The following is a 15,560-nucleotide window of genomic DNA, read 5'->3' on the forward strand; positions in this document are numbered from 1 at the left end:
CATGAACTGGACAGGTCATGTTGCTGCCGCCCCTCGATCAGACCTTGCAGCACTGTTGCAGAGGTCAGAGGCCTCACGAACCGGCATCTATATTCTGCTGGGCGACGATCCGGAAAGCATGGGTGGATCGCTCGCCTATATCGGCGAAGGTGACGATGTCAGCAAGCGCCTTTACCATCACTCACGCAATGAAGATCAGGGCGGAAAAGATTTCTGGGATCGTGCAATCGTTCTGACTAGCAAGGATTCAAACCTAACTAAAGCGCATGCCCGCTATCTTGAGTCTCGCTTCATATCCCTTGCGCAAGAGGCTAACCGTTCACGACTAACAAATGGCACAACACCTCCTCTCCTACCGCTTCCAGAGTCAGATATATCGGACATGGAGTACTTCGTTTCCCAGGCCAAAATCATTTTGCCTGTACTAGGCGTCAACATCTTTCGAACGACGACTGCACTCCGGCAGCCTTCAGGCCCGACAGATGGAGCGGTTCCTGCCAACCCTTCCGTATCGCCGATCTTCGAGATGTTTGTAAAGAAGTACGGCATTCGAGCAATGGCTCAAGAAGTCGATGGAGAGTTCACCGTGAAGAAAGGGTCAATGGCCCGGCTCTCTTTCGCCGAGAACTCAAGTAATTATGAGCTTCTCCATGATGAGCTTCTCAAGAGCGGGCAGCTTGTCCAAGATGGCGAAGACGCCGCGATCTTTACCCAAGACATCGTCTTCCGCAGCCCATCAGCTGCGGCGGCAATCGTGGCGGGCAGAGCAGCAAACGGCCGAGTTGAATGGCGCATTCCGGGAACGGGCGTAAGCTTCGGAAGCTGGCAGAATCAGGATATTGAAAGTAATTTTGGGGGAAATGAATCATGAGCACAGTTGGACAGATTGAACGTAAGACACAGGACCGCGTTGTCGATCTGTTCCGGCATGAGCTTGGATACGAGTACCTAGGCAATTGGGAGTACCGCGACAACAACTCGCACATCGAGGTCAGCTTGTTGGAGCAAAATCTGCAGGCCCGTGGCTACGACGCCAATCTGATCAACAAAGCCGTCGAGCAGTTCAAGAAGACCGCTTCCCTAGGTGGCGGCCGCAATCTCTATGAAGCTAACCACGAGGTCTACAACCTTCTCCGCTACGGCGTGAAGGTGAAGCCTGGCATCGGCGAGCAGACCGAGACTGTCTGGCTGGTGGATTGGCACAACCCTCAAGCCAACCACTTCGTGGTCGCGGAAGAGGTGTCGATCAAGGGTGAACACAACAAGCGACCAGATGTCGTTCTCTACGTCAATGGCTTGGCGCTCTGCGTCATTGAACTCAAGCGCTCGAAAGTTGCCGTCTCCGAAGGCATCCGACAGAACATCGGCAACCAAAAGAAGGACTTCATCCGTCCGTTCTTCACCACCGTGCAGCTAGTCATGGCTGGCAACGACGTTGAGGGTCTGCGCTACGGCGTCATCGATACGGCTGAGAAGTACTGGCTCGAATGGAAAGAGCCGTCTGACATCGATGAGCCACTCGACCGCGCATTGGTTCAGATGTGCTCAAAGAGTCGGTTCCTGGAAATCATTCACGACTTCATGGTGTTTGACGGCGGCACGAAGAAAACCTGCCGCCACAACCAATTCTTCGGTGTGAAGGCAGCTCAAGACCGCATTGCGAAACGCGAAGGCGGCATAATCTGGCACACTCAAGGCTCCGGAAAGTCGCTCACCATGGTCTGGCTGGCCAAGTGGATCCGCGAACACCAGACACACGGCGATAGCCAGGCTCGTGTCCTCATTATCACCGACCGCACCGAGCTGGATGACCAGATCAAGCGCGTGTTCAACGGCGTCAACGAAGACATCTACCGCACGAAGAGCGGCGCCGATCTTATCGGCTCGCTCAACAGCAATGATCCTTGGCTGATGTGTTCCTTGGTGCACAAGTTCCGCGGTGGCGATGATGATCAAGCCCAGAACGAGGCCAGTGGCGACTTCATTGCCGAGCTCAACTCCAAGATTCCTGCCGGCTTTTCGGCTAAGGGAAACATCTTTGTCTTTGTCGATGAAGCCCATCGCACCCAGTCTGGCAAGATGCACAAGGCCATGAAACAACTGCTACCTAGTGCCATGTTCATCGGATTCACTGGCACTCCGCTGCTGAAAGCAGACAAAGCCACCAGCATCGAAACGTTCGGCAGCTTTATCCACACCTACAAGTTCAACGAAGCGGTCGCAGACGGCGTCGTGCTCGACCTGCGCTACGAGGCGCGCAACATTGACCAGGACCTTATCTCGCCCGCCAAGATCGACCAGTGGTTCGACGCCAAGACCAAGGGCATGACGGACCTCTCCAAAGCGGAGCTCAAGAAGCGCTGGGGCACCATGCAAAAGGTGGTCAGCTCGGAACCGCGGTCGAAGCAGATCGTCAACGACATTCTGCTCGACATGGAAACGAAGCCGCGTCTCATGGACAATCAGGGCAACGCCATGCTCGTCGGTTCCAGCATTTATCAGGCATGCAAGTTCTACGAGATGTTCTGTCAGGCTGGATTCAAGGGCAAGTGCGCCATCGTCACCAGCTACGTCCCGCAGGCGAGCGACATCTCTAAGGAAGACTCGGGTCACGGTGCGACGGAAAAGCTGCGCCAATACGACATCTATCGGCAAATGCTGGCCGATCACTTCGATGAACCCGCTGACCAAGCGGTGACGAAGATCGAGCAGTTCGAAAAGGAAGTCAAAGACCGCTTCATCAACGAGCCCGGTCAGATGCGCCTCCTGATCGTCGTCGACAAGCTGCTGACCGGCTTCGACGCGCCATCGGCGACGTACCTGTACATCGACAAGAAGATGCGCGACCACGGCCTATTCCAAGCCATCTGCCGCGTCAATCGCCTCGACGGTGACGACAAGGACTACGGCTACATCGTTGACTATCAGGACCTCTTCAATTCGCTGGAAGACGCCATCACTGATTACACCTCAGGAGCTCTCGACGGCTACGAGAAGTCCGACATCGACGGACTGCTCAAAGACCGCGTCCAACTAGCGCGCGAAGACCTCGACGAAGCCCTCGAACGGATACGCGCGCTCTGCGAAGCCGTCGATCCACCTAAGGGAACACTGCAGTACCAGCACTACTTCTGCGCCATGGAACAGGGCAACGCCCAGCAGATTAAGAACAACGAAGCCAAGCGCGTCGAGCTCTACAAGTCCGTTGCGGCCTTGGTTCGAACGTACGGAGCCATCGCCAACGACATGGCGGAGGCCGGATACAGCTCAACTGAATCTGCAGCTATCGCCGCGGAAGTCACCCATTACGTTGCTGTACGTGACGAAGTGAAGCTCGGTGCCGGCGAGAACGTCGACTTCAAACAATATGAAGCCGGCATGCGGTTCCTGCTTGATACGTATATCCGAGCCGATGCTTCAGATGTCGTCGCCGACTTCCAAAACGTCGGGCTCGTTGACCTTATCGTTGAACAAGGGGCTGCTGCGATCGACAAGCTCCCCGCCGGGATCAAGAAGGATCCTGAAGCTGTCGCCGAAACCATCGCAAACAACATCCGCAAAGTCATCGTCGACGAAAACGCGATGAACCCGAAGTACTACGAGAGCATGTCCATCTTGCTTGACGCAATCATCGAGCAACGCCGTCAGGGCGCCATCGATTACAAGGAATACCTTGAACAGCTGATCGCTCATGCCAAGAAGGTCGGCGCGAAAGAATCCGACACCGTCTACCCTGCCTGGGCAACAAATGGTGCGCAGCGTGCCATCGTCGATTTCGGCTGGCCAGATCCCGCCACGCCGATCCAAGTCGACACCGCCATCATGACCAGCAAGCCGCATGGCTGGGTCGGCAACACGTTCAAGGAGAAGGAAGTCGCACGAGCAATTCGGCGCGTCCTACCGGCTGACTTTGAGCGTTTCAACGAACTCTTTGATTTGGTAAAGGCCCGGAATGAGTACCGCTAGCGCCTATCTCACCATCTCCGGGATTGACGTTGATGTCATCTACAAGAACATCAAGAATCTACACATCGCGGTATACCCTCCCCTTGGCCGAGTACGCGTTGCGGCGCCCGAAAGGCTTGATGACGACGCGATCAGGCTTGCTGTTGTGCAGCGACTGCCGTGGATCAAGAAGCAACGTGAACAGCTTCAAAGTGCCGTGCGACAGACGGAACGCGAAATGGTCACTGGAGAATCCCACTATGTATGGGGTCAGCGATACCGCCTCAAGGTCGTAACCGAGCCTGGTCGGATCCGGTTTGATATCACCGGCAAACGGTTGACGGTACATGCCCCAGAGGACAGTGCTCCGGACAATCGTCGTGACGCTATGGACGGCTGGTACCGCACAGCGCTGAAACACGAGATCCCTGGGCTCATAGCCAAGTGGCAGCCGATTATCGGGCGCAATGTGGCGAAGTGGACTGTGCGCCGCATGAAGACCAAATGGGGCAGCTGCAACCGCGAGTCAGCCCACATCTGGTTCAACGTAGAGCTGGCCAAAAAACACCCTCACTGTCTTGAATACATCGTCGTACATGAGATGACACACCTGCTTGAACGCAACCACAATGAACGCTTTACCGAGCTCATGGACGGATTCTTACCCGACTGGAGAGCGCGCCGGGACGAGCTCAACGCAGCACCATTGGCAGAAGAAAACTGGGGGAAAAGTAATGCCTGATCAAACATTGGAAGTTGCATCTACATCCGAAGTTGCGGAGGAGCTTGAAGCCACTCCGCCTACTGACCCCCGTGTCACACTCGCGGCATGGGCAAATGAGCAGGATGAGTGGGTGCGATACGTCGTGCACCACGTCCTGAGTACGGGAACAGCACTGACGGAGAGCGAAGTAGTGCATGCCTATGCACTCTTTCGCCAAGAAAAGTCACTAGATCCACGAGAGCTTCCAGAAGAAGCCGCGATCGAGATCGAGTCAAGTACTGACGATGCAGAACTACCACTCGCCATTACCCAAATTTCCGACGTCTCAGGAGTCAACGCCCTCGTAACCGGTTCTGTTATAGAGCCCCATGCAGGTCTCACTATCCTGTTCGGAGAGAACGGCACCGGCAAGACTGGTTACTCACGCATCTTCAAAGCGCTCGCTGGCAGTCGGACGGCCGACGATATTCTCGGTGACATTCGTGCCGACGAGAAGCAGCAGCAGTCCGCAATGATCACATTCTCCCTCGGCGACGAAGCCCAGGACTTCAAGTGGAGCGGCGAGCTAGGCCAACCGCCCTTCACACGGATGTCCATCTTCGACAGTCCGGCTGTGAACTTTCATGTGGACGACGACCTTGAGTACGTCTATACCCCGGCAGTACTCGCACTTTTCAAGCACGTAATTTCGGGCATCAAATCAGTGCAAGGAAAAATCGAGGCGGCGGTTGCTGACCTGTCTGGGAAAAACCCGTCCCTACTTAGCCGATTCCCCAAAGCATCGAGCATCTATCCTCTGATCGAGACCCTCGGGGCAGCGACGGACCTCGCTGACCTAAAAAGACGCGCAGACAACAAGCCGAATCAAGATGACCGCATCGACGGGCAACGTCGCGCCGTCGCCGCACTTGAGGCCAACACCACGGCATCTCAAATCCAGGTTCGTCAGCGAAGTGAAGCCGTCCTTACGCAGGCCAGTAGTATCGCGGACAGCCTTTCCAGTTTTGACCTAGCAGGTTTCAACGAAGCGTTAACCAAGCGGACAGACTTGCGGGATGACTACAAAGCCTTCCGCGCTGAACTTTTCAAAGCCGCCGATTTGCCGTCCGATCCTGAATCGACCTGGGAATCCTTCGTTCTAAGCGGCGAGAAGCACCAACAGCACCTTCAAAGCCTTGAGGTCCACGATTCCGGGAGGTGCTTGTACTGCCGGCAGCCACTGGATGAACAGGCAAAGCGCCTTGTTGCAAAGTACGGAGAGTACTTAGCTGACAAAATCAGCAAGGACCTCGCCGACGTGGAGGGGACCATCAACCGCCTGACGGCATCAATACGTGCCGTCGCTGACAGCGAAGTTAAGTCCTTTCTTGTGCAACATGAGGACAACGAAGATAAGCCCAGCTTCCATGCGGACGTCGCAGTTCTTAGCAAAATCCTCGGTGCAGTTCGACAAGGGGTGGAAGATGAGTCGCAACTGTCTACTAAAGCCCTCGCCGCGGTCCCTAAACTACAAACTGCAGTAAGCCGGTCGCTTTCATCAACGACAGAAGAACTTAAACAGCTTCGTGAGCAGGCGGCAAACCGCCAGACAGCACTGCAGACCAGCAAATCGGAGCTGCAAGAGCTTATCGCCTCGGTTGAGCTCTCCAAGTCATGGTCACAGATAGAAACGCAAGTAAGCCACGCGAAGGAGTCCGACAGGCTCAGGATTCTTAACCGAGCGCTACCTGGGCTGAGCAGAAGCATTACCGACTTGTCGAAGGCTGCAAGCGACCAGCTCATAAACCAGAACTTCGACGCGCTCTTTGCAGAGGAATGCGAAGCACTGAGGACCCCAACCTTGAAGCTTGAGTTTCTGGGGCGTCAAGGAAAAGCTCATCGACGCAAGGTTCTACACGGCAAGCACAAGCCCTCCAAGGTACTTTCCGAAGGTGAGCAAAAGGTGCTTGCCATGGCAGACTTCCTCGCTGAAGCGCGCCTAGCTGGCATCACGGCGCCCGTAATCTTCGATGATCCCGTTTCCAGCCTCGACCACCGACGGATCAATGAAGTAGCTAGAAGAGTTGCCCTCTTAGCTGAGGACAACCAAGTCATCGTCTTCACGCACGACATCTTCTTTGCAACGACCCTCCTCTCACTGTTCGAGAAGTCAAAGCGATGCTCCTACTTTCAAATCACAGATGACGAAGGTAAAGGTAAAGTCACCAGGGCGACCGGACCACGCTGGGATAGCTTGGGCAATCTCAAGACGAACATTAACAAGACCATCCAGGCAGCCAAATTGGTCGAAGGCGAAGCCCGAGCTGCCCTCGTGAGAGAGGGCTACGACTGGGTTCGTTCATGGTGCGAAGTCTTTACGGAAACCGAGCTGCTTCAAGGCGTGTCTCAGCGCTATCAGCCGAACATTCGCATGACCTCACTCGCCAGCATCAAAGCCGAGGCACTCCCAGATGCGATTACAACCGTCACCCGGGTGTTTGAGGACGCATGCAGATACATCACCGCCCACTCTCAGCCGCTGGTGACACTGGGAGTAAGCCCTACTCTCCCGGGTCTTGAGGATCACTGGAAAGAGCTTCAGGACTGCCGGAAGGCCTATACAGATGCGGATGCCTAGGTCAGCAAGTGACAATCCTCCTGTAAGCGCGGGAGACGCATGACTAAAGAAACTTCGACAAGCACACGAGACACCCCATCCGAAATGGAGCAGGACACCCAGCTAAAGCTATTCCGCAGCCTTGGTGATGGAGCCTGGACGATCCTCAAGGACTCCGAGTATCGGGACGGTATCAGTTTCGGTATCTATTGCGCGCTCGGGGATCCTGCCCGCCGATCGGAGTTCTTAGCCGACCCGGGCTGGGACCTCACTGTAACCTCCGGCGCCCCTGGCTTCTCGCAAGGCGGTGGGGAGACGACCTATCACCGCGAATGGGCAGAGGATGGCGTTGAACCATTCGTACTCCAACGAGAGTTTTACGGCGCACGAGAAGACTATGTCGAGATCCAACAGGAGTTCCGACTCTTCCACAATTTGGCAGTCGACAAGCAGACCGGGAATTTCATCAAGCCTCATGATGACGGCACTGAGGAAGTCGCGGTCAAGTTTGATGGCAAGCAGGTTCTGGTTCGAACCAGACTCGTCAAGCAGTACATGGCGGCTCGCCAGATGGATCTGCACATCTACATCGATTCGGTGGTCTATGGCTCTAAGGGTGAGACGATGCCGGAAGAATGGATTATCGAAACTGACAACACCCGCCTCGAGCTTCACACACCAAAGAACGGATTCCCCTTCGATAAGCCATTTAGCCGACTACTAGGTAAAAAGATCCTCCCTGCAGGCCCCATGGAGACCTGTGGCGTTTGGCCATTCGAGGCCCCAGAAGAGTATCCGGAGTTCGTCATTGGCGAAGACGAACACGGCAGGCCGGTGCGATACACCTGCGATCCTGATCAACTCGCCAACTACTTTGGTAAGAATAGCCATGCCCCGCACTACCTAACTCCCGTTCACTTCCGCAAGGAGGTGCTGCAGAAGTACTACGATCGGCCGGAACTCTACTCAGTTTCCGACGGAGGGGTGAGGTGTGCCGCCCTGTGGAGCTGCCGGATCGACAACGACCACGCGGACCGAGTCATCGTATTCCTCGGCGACCTGGGAAGAGATCTGCCAGCAAGTGAACGAGACTACTGGCGAGGCTTCATGATTGCCCCTGATGCCAAAATTAGCGAAACCAACTTCCGCCGCTCCTTTCTAGGACAGTTCACAGACCCGAAATCTGTAGACCTGATCTTCAAACGCAGGTATGACGAGGTCAACGAGGCATGGAGCAGCTTGTATGGCTGGCCGCTCTTCCGCACCCCCGAGGGTCCCGATAAGCAGCTCTTTAGCAGACTGCGCCTGCCCTTGAATGACAGTCAGGCGGAGTTCGAATCCTCCATCCGTGTACTCACGCAACTCCTCGTTGATGCACTAAATGAGAAACAGATCGAGTCCCTGCTAAGTACAAAGCAGTCCAATGAGAAGGGCATCAGCAAGTTAGAGCGTTACTTCGCCCAAGAACAAAGCCTCAGTGCGAATGACGTCAAGGTACTTCGCACTCTGCAGGAAGTGAGATCAAGGGTTACCGCGCACCGTAAGGGCTCCGACTACGAAAAAGTTCTTGACAAGAATTTTGGCAATCGGCGAGGACGAGAAGCTGTAGAGGTCCTGATGCAGGACTTGCTCGATTGGCTATCGACGATCATTGAGTCGCTCCCTGATCCCTCCGGGTCCTCATAAGGTTCGACTGCGATGATTCGCGCCGGGCCGTGTTTCACGGGCGATCCCACGGACGCCGAAGTGTGGTGCCCTGGCGGACGAGGAGCTTGCGAATCGTGTCGGCTGAAACGCCATGCGCCTTGCCGATGACAGCGAGTGATGCACCCGCCGCGTAGCGTTGGATGACGTCATCTGCCTGGCAGTCACCCAGACCTTGGCGGCGAATGGGGATGCTGGCTTCTCGAAGCAGAATGACGACGCTGGTCTTGGAGACGCCGTAGACTTTGGCCAGCCGGCGAGACGACCAGCCTTGTCGGTAGCGAGCGGTCATCTCAGCAATTTGCTTGGAGGTGAGTCGGTGGATTAGCTTGGCAGAGGACTTTGCCTTGCGTTGATCCATTTGTCGGGAAGGGTGCGTTTTTTCCTTGGCGACCAGGATCTTGTCAAGACGGCTTTCATAGTGGCGACCCCTACTGGAATACGCCTGCAGAACCTCCACAGATTTCAAGGGTTTTTGAACCCTTGAGTGCTTGCAATAAACACTTTGGGCCGGAAATTGCAGCCGAAGGGGACATAGCTGTGTGTCATCGGCTCATCGTACCCAGGCCTGCGGACCGTGGAGACGCGCCGGGCCGCCGTCCATGCCGTACCGAGGCGACTACAGCCGGCTGGAAATCGATCGCAGTGAGGCCATGGCCGATGCCAAGGCGAAAAACCCGGCAACCGTCACTATTGAGACGGCGCCGAGGACTGCCGCGGGCCACCCTGGAGGGCGTCAGCCCTTTCCAGGGCGCCTACGAGCCAAAACCCGGGACAAGGCCTGCCAGGTCGTCCGAGGGCGGTTCGTCGCTGTATGACCGTGGTCAAAACCAAATCGAAGCTATTGGGGGAGAAATGTCCGATCCCGTCTTTGAAGGAGCCGGGAGGTTCCAGTGGGCCCAGTCCTGGGGGCGGGTGGTGGGCCGGCCGAGGAAGTAGCCTTGCACGGCTGTCACGCCGAGACCGGCGACAGCTGCCAGTTCGTCATTGGTTTCGATCCCTTCGGCGATGAGCGCAGCTCCGAGCTGCTCGGCGAAGCCGACCATGGCCTCGCCGAAGGCATGGCGGAGGGTGTCCGTATCGATTCCGGCGATGAGGTTGCGGTCCAGTTTGATGATGTCGGGTTGGAGATGCCTGATATGGCGGATCGAGTCGAAGTACGAGCCGGCATGGTCGATCGCGAGCCGGACTCCGCGTTGCCGCAGGGGTGCCAGCGCGGCGCCCAGGGCGGCGGGCTGCTCCGCGGTCAGGGCGTCGGTGAGCTGGAGGACCATGCGGTCAGGGGCCAGCATGGATTCCTCAAGCAAGCCCGGCAGCAGGGGGTCCAAGCAGGTGGCCGGGGACAGTTTCAGCGCCACGTACAGGTGGGTCGGCAGGTGCTGCGCGGCGGCGAGGGCAGACTCCAAGGCCGTGAATTCCAGCTCGCTTCCCAGCCGCGCCTCGGCGGCTTCCGCGAACCAGTAGTCCGCGTTGTCGCTCCCGTCGGAGACGAACCGTGTGAACGCTTCGACGCCGACAACGGAGCCGGTGGAGAATTCGTAGATCGGCTGAAAAGCGGTCAGCAGCATCCCGCCTTTCAGGACCGCCTCGATCCGCGAGGCGCGCTCCGCCGCTGACGGAGCAGGGGTTCCGGTCTGCGGCTGAATGGCGGACCAGGCGGCCGGGGGCCGCACCTTCGAGGTGCCGGCGGGGAGCCAGGTCAGGGACCTGAGGGAAATCAGGTGTTCGGTCAGCGCCGTTTCCGGGTGCCCGGGATGGGCGGCAAAGTGTTCGCGAAGCTGATCCCTGACACGGCCTTGCTCCGGCGCGGGGTCTGAGAGCACTGTGTCGATAATGGCCGAGGCCTGGCGGCGTATCCCCGAAGTGTCATTGCGGCAAAGGCCGCCGGGTGCCGGGTCTGCGGGAGCTTGGCTTTCGGAGGATGCTGGCAAGGACGACGGGTCCATCGACATGGGCTACTCCTTTGTTCCCGTTCCGGCTGAGCCCGGAACCGGCCCGCGTCTTCCAGAATCCAGAGTCCCGGATCCCGGAGGGCGGAAGGCCGTGAACGGACTGTACCACGGTACCGACCACGTGTGACCCTTGGATGTGGAACAACCAACGCGGTAAAACATATCGCTGCGAAATGGCACTGGGCTGATCGTCGACCGTTTCGCGGGCATAGATACGGCCATCTACCCTCGGGGGGCTTTGCCTGACTTTATCGTCGCCATCGCCACAAGCGCCGAAAGTGCAACCGCGCTAATGCCGTAGAGCACCATGCCCCACGGCGTGTGATCGCCCCCGCTCGTTGCGAACGCATCGGCAATGCCCATTCCTGCCGGGAACGCGGCGTACCAATGTGACGGCGCTGCAAGCACAAGAAGTAGGAGATCGAGAACGAGAACATCCTTCACCCGGGAACCAGATTGCGTCAGCGCACGTATTAGCACGAGACCCGCCAGAACCACTCCGCTGATTGCCCATGCAATCACTACGGGTGCGGCCAGGGACTCGTTAGCTTCGTTGAGACCGGCATGGATTTCGTCCAGTGTTGCGCCAGGCACGGCAGCCAGCGGATTCCACACCAGGATCTGGAGTGTGCCGGTGAGAGCGTAGGCCGTAATGATCATGAGCCCTGCGCTCGCTACCCGGACGGCACGCCCCTGCTGGTTGTTCCCCCCGTAGCCCATGCCAGGAGCCTAGTCGTTGCGTCTGGCCGCGGCCAGACGGATGCAGGCACATCGTCCGCAAAGAACGTGAATACCGGGACCGGCAGGATGTTAGAGTGCGGACGGGGAGCCTCTGCGCCGCTTCGTGCGTCCGAAGTGGTGGGCCCGCACGACAGGTCTCATCTACAGTCAGGAATGCCCTTCATGGTGGAATTCACCACGCGCCGCCTCATCGCGGCAGCAGCCATCGCCGGAGCGCTCTCGCTCTCGGCCTGCGTGGCTCCGGCCGCTGCACCGGAGCCAGCGGGAGCCACCGCTGCAGCTTCAACAGAAGCAACAGAAGCAACAGCAACATCAGAAGCAGAAGCAGCAACGTCCGCTCCCGCGCCGACACCGCCGCCGACGGCGGCCGGGCCCGAGCCGGTTCCCTACGCCCAGCCCCAGGGCGGCATCGACGTGGACGACCCCGCAGCCATCCAAAGTGCCCTGGCGCAAAACTTCATTACCGAGCTGGTGACCAACAAATACAGCCTCTCCGGTCAGTGGGTCGAGGACGGTGGCTCACACGCCATCACAGCCAAGCTCTGGGACAACCGCTTCAGCGACAACCTCAAAGCCAAGCTGATTGCCGCTGGCAAGGACGGCGACGTTTCCACGTTCGGCAACTGGGCCGTGTTTGCCCTGCCCGGACCGGACAGCAAGGATGCCGTCAAGGCCTCGCCCGCCTGTGCCGCAGCCCCGGAGACCCACTGCCTGTTCATCCAGGAGATCGACGGCGACACCGGAGCCATGCAGCAGGCCGGGGGCGCCCAGGAAGCCACCATGGACCAGTCGGTTCCCAATCGGGTCGCCTTTGACTACGACGTTGTCGTCCCAGTGTCCCTGACCGAGAAGGGGAACGCTGAAGGGGTGATGAAGGGTGTGCTGAAGGTCGAGATGACCTACGTGCCGAACCCGAACCTGGCCGCCGGCGGCCCGGACTTCCTCATCGACTCGATCAATAACAAGCTCACCGGCGCCGAGACTGACGTGCTGGCCGGCAGCCCGGACCTGACATTCGAGTCGTACTAACCAGGTAGCCGGCTATCCCGCGTAGACCGGAGTCTCCGGGAAGAACGAGTTGCAGCCCGGAAGGCCGCTGTTGTACCCGAGCTGGAGCGCATCGATCCGTTCCTGCACCGGGGTTGGCTCCTCGCCCGGATCCGGGGGAGCGACGGCGGCCATCAGGGCATTCAGATCGCCCAGATCCGCGGGGTACAACAGGTTCCCGGACTGTGCAGCGTGCTGCACCCAGGCGCCGGCGATGCAATCAGCCTGCTTTTCGAGCAGGGCATTTTCCTCGGGCGTCTCCGGCTCGGGCACCTTCATGATGTTCTGAATATGGTGTCCCCATTCGTGGGCATACGCCACGGCGGGCGCCGCGTAGCCGACGCCCTTGTACAGGGCCCACAGCGCGTCCTGGCCGGTGTAGATCGCCCGGTCCGTCAGGCAATACGAGTAGTCCGCGCTGCTGTACGGGTCAGGGGTGCCGTCGTCCTTGAGGCAGGCCGTGGGGCCTGTGACGCCCGCTGCCACATAGTAAAAGGCGGCCGGGCGGCTGACCGTGCCGTACCGCTCGTCGAACATCGGGGCGACTATCCCGAGCAAATGGCCGAAGTAGCCCGCCATGCTCTCATAACTGTGGCAGCCTTCCGGTGTTCCTGTCGGGCAGTAGAGCGCATCCCGGTAGGCCGCCAGTTCCTCGGCGGTCGCGGGGGCGGCCGCCTTCAAGGTTGTCGGGGGAGGCTCCGGGGCCAGGGTGCCCGGCGTCACCGTCGGGGTTGAAGTTGCGCTGGCTGTGTCGCTGGGGGACGCGGTCCCGGGTGCGCTGGAGGTGGTTTCTGCCGCCGGCGGCGGGGTGCCGCCCTGCGGGCCGCACGATGTCAACAGCATCATCACGGCCAGGAGCAGAGGTACGGTGGCGGATAGTTGGCGGGCCATGGGGCACTCCTTGGTTATCAATGAGACCAAAGTGATTGCCGTGTCCGACGTGACTCGTGAGAGCTGTTCCCCAGGGCATAAGGATATGAGCGGGCCTTCAATGTGTCCATGACTCCGGGGATGCGTTATGAACCCGCAATCGACGCCCGGGCCTCGGGAGGGGCTCCTCGCGGGGGTCTCCGCCGGTGACGGCGGCGCGGACAGCCGGGGCCATAGCGTGAACTAAAATGGAGTGAATATCGGAGGAATCCGTCACATGCTCCACAAGCGCGGCTCTCTGACCGGCGTACCCGCCGGCCTGGAGGGCTTTCCCTTTGGCGCCCCAGGAACACCCCTCGAGAGGACAGCCAATGAGCCTGATCCGGCTGCAAGACGTCAGCGTCCGCTTTGACAACACCCAGATCCTGCGCGAGGCGTTCTTCCGCCTCGAGGCCGGGGACAGGGTCGGCCTGATCGGCAAGAACGGCTCGGGCAAGACCACCATCCTCAGGCTGGTCCTCGACCAGGTGACACCGGACACCGGCACAGTCACGCTGGAGCTGGGCACCAAGGTGGGTTACTTCTCCCAGTTCTCCGAACTCAACGGCGAAGCCACCATTCTGGAAGTGCTCGACGGACTGTTCGTCGAGATCAAGGCCGTCGAAGCGGAACTGGCGTCCATCGACGCGTCCATCGCCGCAGACCCGGCCGGCGCGGAGCTGGACCGGCTGATCCAGCGCCAGGCCGCGCTGTTCGAGGACATGGACCGCCTCGACGGCTGGGACTACCCGCGGCGCATCGACACCGTGCTCACCACCCTCGGCTTCGACGAGGCCCACCGGGGCTGCGCGATCGACGAGCTGTCCGGCGGCTGGCGGAACCGGGCCGCCCTGGCCAAGATCCTGCTCGAAGGCCCGGATGTGCTGCTGCTCGACGAGCCGACCAACTTTCTGGACGTGGCCGGCGTCGAATGGCTAGAAAGCTGGTTCCGGGACTTCAAGGGCGCGGCGATCATCGTCTCGCACGACCGGAAGTTCCTCGACGCGGTGGTCACCCGAATCATCGAGGTGGAGAACTTCCATCTGCATGAGTACCCGGGCAACTTTGCCGAGTATGTGGTGCAGAAGCAGTTCCGCCTCAAGACGCTCGAGTCGCAGTTCGTGCACGAGTCCGAGCTGCTGGCCTTTGAGGCCGAGGGCATAGCCGACCGCCGCGAAGCTGCCAAGGCCGCCAGCCGCGGGCTGGGGAACCAGTTGGCCAAGATCAAGAAGTCCCGCACGCCGCGGCCCGTGGACCAGATCGTCACGGAGATCTACGGCGGCCTGCACGTGAAGGATGTGCTCTGCCGGGTGGAGGGGCTGGGCAAGTCCTACGGCGGGAAGGTGCTGTTCGAGGACCTGAGCTTTGAGATCCGCCGGGGCAACCGGATCGTGGTCCTCGGCTCCAACGGCAGCGGCAAGTCCACGCTGCTGAAGGTGCTCACGGGCGAGGAGCAGGCCGACTCCGGCGAGGTGGCCTGGGCCAAGGGGCCGGGTTTTGTCTCGTACAACCAGATGCTTGAGGACCTCGACGACGCCGACACCGTCTCCCATGCGGTCAACGCGCTGCCGGACAGCCTGGCCTTCAGCGCCACGAAGAAGTCCGTCAACAGGTTCCTCGCGATGTTCCAGTTCTCCGAGTCCGACCTCAAGCAGAAGATCGGGAACCTCTCCGGGGGCCAGAAAGCGCGCGTGGCCATGGCGCAGTGCCTGCTGTCCGGCGCTTCGGTGCTGCTGCTGGACGAGCCGACCAACCACCTGGACATGTCCAGCACCCAGGTCATGGAACGGGCGTTGGTTCACTTCCCAGGGGCAGTGGTGGTGGTCAGCCACGACCGCTTCTTCAGCGAGAAAATCGCCAACCGGCAACTCGTCTTCGGCAGCGATGGCGCCGTCCCCGGTGAAATCGATGTGCGCGCCGCGTAGGGCCGCTGGCCGGTCTC

General features: G+C 59.3%; 11 protein-coding genes. 7 read left to right on the forward strand and 4 right to left on the reverse strand.

Annotated elements, in window-relative coordinates:
* Window position 1: 1 nt before the first annotated feature.
* The 5 genes from ACVWZ8_RS13410 to ACVWZ8_RS13430 all read left to right on the forward strand — a co-directional run bounded on the left by ACVWZ8_RS13410 (window position 2) and on the right by ACVWZ8_RS13430 (window position 8,951).
* The gene (locus ACVWZ8_RS13410) at window positions 2-871 is read left to right on the forward strand and encodes a GIY-YIG nuclease family protein (RefSeq protein WP_456504884.1); all 870 of its coding nucleotides are present in this window, start codon (window positions 2-4) and stop codon (window positions 869-871) included.
* A complete protein-coding gene (locus ACVWZ8_RS13415) occupies window positions 868-3,966 on the forward strand; it encodes a type I restriction endonuclease subunit R (RefSeq protein ID WP_456504885.1) in 3,099 nt (1,032 codons plus the stop codon). Before ACVWZ8_RS13410 ends, ACVWZ8_RS13415 begins: the two co-directional genes overlap by 4 nt.
* Window positions 3,953-4,687 (forward strand): M48 family metallopeptidase, encoded by a 735-nt coding sequence (locus ACVWZ8_RS13420; protein ID WP_456504886.1) that lies wholly within the window; start codon window positions 3,953-3,955, stop codon window positions 4,685-4,687. The genes ACVWZ8_RS13415 and ACVWZ8_RS13420 overlap by 14 nt, the downstream gene beginning before the upstream one ends.
* The gene (locus ACVWZ8_RS13425; RefSeq protein WP_456504887.1) at window positions 4,680-7,286 is read left to right on the forward strand and encodes an AAA family ATPase; all 2,607 of its coding nucleotides are present in this window, start codon (window positions 4,680-4,682) and stop codon (window positions 7,284-7,286) included. The genes ACVWZ8_RS13420 and ACVWZ8_RS13425 overlap by 8 nt, the downstream gene beginning before the upstream one ends.
* An 84-nt stretch (window positions 7,287-7,370) precedes the next feature.
* Entirely contained in the window at window positions 7,371-8,951 is a 1,581-nt protein-coding gene (locus ACVWZ8_RS13430; protein WP_456504888.1) for a hypothetical protein, read from the forward strand.
* A gap of 34 nt (window positions 8,952-8,985) precedes the next feature.
* Here ACVWZ8_RS13430 and ACVWZ8_RS13435 read toward each other — a convergent pair whose 3' ends face one another.
* The 3 genes from ACVWZ8_RS13435 to ACVWZ8_RS13445 form a co-directional block, all read right to left on the reverse strand.
* Complete coding sequence (locus tag ACVWZ8_RS13435; protein ID WP_456504889.1) at window positions 8,986-9,438, reverse strand: hypothetical protein; 453 nt, start codon at window positions 9,436-9,438, stop codon at window positions 8,986-8,988.
* Between the two features lie 355 nt (window positions 9,439-9,793).
* Complete coding sequence (locus ACVWZ8_RS13440; protein ID WP_426978892.1) at window positions 9,794-10,921, reverse strand: EAL domain-containing protein; 1,128 nt, start codon at window positions 10,919-10,921, stop codon at window positions 9,794-9,796.
* Window positions 10,922-11,143: 222 nt separating this feature from the next.
* Window positions 11,144-11,581: a hypothetical protein gene (locus tag ACVWZ8_RS13445; protein WP_426978891.1), complete on the reverse strand. Its 438-nt coding sequence runs from the start codon at window positions 11,579-11,581 to the stop codon at window positions 11,144-11,146.
* A 243-nt stretch (window positions 11,582-11,824) separates the two neighbouring features.
* Between ACVWZ8_RS13445 and ACVWZ8_RS13450 the strand changes: the two genes are divergently transcribed.
* Window positions 11,825-12,691, forward strand: a complete 867-nt coding sequence (locus ACVWZ8_RS13450; protein WP_426978890.1) for a hypothetical protein — start codon at window positions 11,825-11,827, stop codon at window positions 12,689-12,691.
* Window positions 12,692-12,703: 12 nt separating this feature from the next.
* On the opposite strand, the gene ACVWZ8_RS13455 is transcribed toward ACVWZ8_RS13450, so the two are convergent.
* Complete coding sequence (locus ACVWZ8_RS13455) at window positions 12,704-13,600, reverse strand: neutral zinc metallopeptidase (RefSeq protein ID WP_456504890.1); 897 nt, start codon at window positions 13,598-13,600, stop codon at window positions 12,704-12,706.
* Window positions 13,601-13,950: 350 nt separating this feature from the next.
* On the opposite strand from ACVWZ8_RS13455, the gene ACVWZ8_RS13460 reads away from it, so the two are divergent.
* The gene (locus ACVWZ8_RS13460) at window positions 13,951-15,543 is read left to right on the forward strand and encodes an ABC-F family ATP-binding cassette domain-containing protein (RefSeq protein WP_456504891.1); all 1,593 of its coding nucleotides are present in this window, start codon (window positions 13,951-13,953) and stop codon (window positions 15,541-15,543) included.
* The last annotated feature ends 17 nt before the right edge of the window (window positions 15,544-15,560 follow it).

The organism is Arthrobacter sp. UYCu723 (assembly GCF_054059215.1).

What these genes read in the sequence shown, in the direction of transcription:
- ACVWZ8_RS13460 (WP_456504891.1), top strand. Translation starts at nt 13,951, where the DNA reads ATGAGCCTGATCCGGCTGCAAGACGTCAGCGTCCGCTTTGACAACACC.
- ACVWZ8_RS13430 (WP_456504888.1), top strand. Translation starts at nt 7,371, where the DNA reads ATGGAGCAGGACACCCAGCTAAAGCTATTCCGCAGCCTTGGTGATGGA.
- ACVWZ8_RS13425 (WP_456504887.1), top strand. Translation starts at nt 4,680, where the DNA reads ATGCCTGATCAAACATTGGAAGTTGCATCTACATCCGAAGTTGCGGAG.
- ACVWZ8_RS13450 (WP_426978890.1), top strand. Translation starts at nt 11,825, where the DNA reads ATGGTGGAATTCACCACGCGCCGCCTCATCGCGGCAGCAGCCATCGCC.
- ACVWZ8_RS13410 (WP_456504884.1), top strand. Translation starts at nt 2, where the DNA reads ATGAACTGGACAGGTCATGTTGCTGCCGCCCCTCGATCAGACCTTGCA.
- ACVWZ8_RS13455 (WP_456504890.1), bottom strand. Translation starts at nt 13,600, where the DNA reads ATGGCCCGCCAACTATCCGCCACCGTACCTCTGCTCCTGGCCGTGATG.
- ACVWZ8_RS13420 (WP_456504886.1), top strand. Translation starts at nt 3,953, where the DNA reads ATGAGTACCGCTAGCGCCTATCTCACCATCTCCGGGATTGACGTTGAT.
- ACVWZ8_RS13445 (WP_426978891.1), bottom strand. Translation starts at nt 11,581, where the DNA reads ATGATCATTACGGCCTACGCTCTCACCGGCACACTCCAGATCCTGGTG.
- ACVWZ8_RS13440 (WP_426978892.1), bottom strand. Translation starts at nt 10,921, where the DNA reads ATGTCGATGGACCCGTCGTCCTTGCCAGCATCCTCCGAAAGCCAAGCT.
- ACVWZ8_RS13415 (WP_456504885.1), top strand. Translation starts at nt 868, where the DNA reads ATGAGCACAGTTGGACAGATTGAACGTAAGACACAGGACCGCGTTGTC.